Genomic DNA, 1,375 nt, shown 5'->3' on the forward strand with positions numbered 1-1,375 from the left:
CGCGGAGGTCGATGAACTCGACCTGGCCGATCTCGACAGTGTGCGGGTGTTCAGTGAACGTTTTCTCGATACCGGCCGGAGCATCGACGTCATCATCGCGAACGCCGGGGTGATGGCCTACCCATGCCGGGATGTCGGGCCGGGCTGGGAAGCGCACTTCGCGATCAATCATCTCGGGCACTTCGCACTGGTCAACCGTTTGCGTCCGGCGCTGGCCCGGAGCGGGGCTCGTGTGGTGGCGGTGGCATCGTCGGGCCACTTCCTGTCCGGTATCCGCTGGAACGACCTACATTTCAGCCGCGACTACGACATCTGGAGAGCCTACGGTCAGTCCAAAACCGCCAACGCGCTGTTCGCCACCCACCTCGACGCGATCGGCGCGGCAGCGGGGATCAACGCGTACTCCGTGCACCCGGGCAGCATCCTCACGCCACTTCAACGCCATATCGCCCGTGCGGAACAGATCTCGCAGGGCTGGATCGGCAGTGACGGTCACCAGGCCGAGGGCTTCAAAACCCCGGCGCAGGGGGCGGCGACCGCAGTCTGGGCGGCGACCGCCGCAGCGCTGGCGCGGCACGGCGGTGCGTATTGCCAGGACTGCGATGTCGCCGAAGTCGCCACCGACGACGACATGCTCGCCGGCGGTGTGAAACCGTGGGCCGTCGACCCCGCTGCCGCCGCCCGTCTCTGGACCCTGTCCAGTGAGCTCACCGGACTTGACAGCTTCTCCGGCTGACCAGCGGCGTGTCAGCGGGCATCGGCGATAGCGGTACTGCATGATCGCCCGCTGTGACCATTGCCGGTGAGCAGCGCAACGAGCGAAGCCTGATTCTCGATCCCGATCTCGGGCCGGTCGAACTTCACGACGGTGAGGCGACGACGGTGACCTCGGTGTTCGGCAGTGACGAGTCGTCGCCGTGGCGGGCGAGCAGACCGGTAGGGGACTGAGCCCCGACCGCGGGCGAAAACGCCGCAGTGGCACCATAGATCCATGGCGCGACTCGACTACCAGGCTCTCAACTCCACCATTCGCTACCTGATGTTCTCGGTGTTCCAGGTTCAGCCGGGCGTGCTCGGTGAGGACCGGGCCGGGGCGATCAAGGAGGCACAGGAGTTCTTCGACGGACTCGCCGACAAGGGCGTGGTGCTGCGCGGGATCTACGACGTGGCGGGGCTGCGGGCCGACGCCGATTTCATGCTGTGGACACATGCCGAGCGGGTCGAGGACCTGCAGGCCGCGTACTCCGATTTCCGGCGGACCACCGAGCTGGGCAGGGCGAGTGCGCCGGTCTGGAGCAATGTGGCGGTGCACCGGCCCGCGGAGTTCAACAAGAGCCACATTCCGGCGTTCCTGGCAGGCGAGGACGCGGGGAAC

The 1,375-nt window shown here is 66.8% G+C and carries 3 protein-coding genes; all 3 read left to right on the forward strand.

All coding sequences use genetic code 11. The annotated features are described in order from the left end of the window. The coding region (locus tag ACFWF3_RS35935; RefSeq protein WP_379318623.1) for an SDR family NAD(P)-dependent oxidoreductase at positions 1 to 736 on the forward strand (736 nt) is incomplete at its 5' end. Between the two features lie 53 nt (positions 737 to 789). Further along, complete coding sequence (locus tag ACFWF3_RS35940) at positions 790 to 948, forward strand: hypothetical protein (protein ID WP_378626730.1); 159 nt, start codon at positions 790 to 792, stop codon at positions 946 to 948. A 43-nt stretch (positions 949 to 991) separates the two neighbouring features. Beyond that, positions 992 to 1,375 (forward strand): chlorite dismutase family protein (locus tag ACFWF3_RS35945; RefSeq protein WP_379318625.1); only part of this gene is annotated, 384 nt, incomplete at its 3' end.

It is taken from the genome of Nocardia sp. NPDC060220, from assembly GCF_042727815.1.
In the GTDB taxonomy this organism is placed as follows: Bacteria; Actinomycetota; Actinomycetes; order Mycobacteriales; family Mycobacteriaceae; genus Nocardia.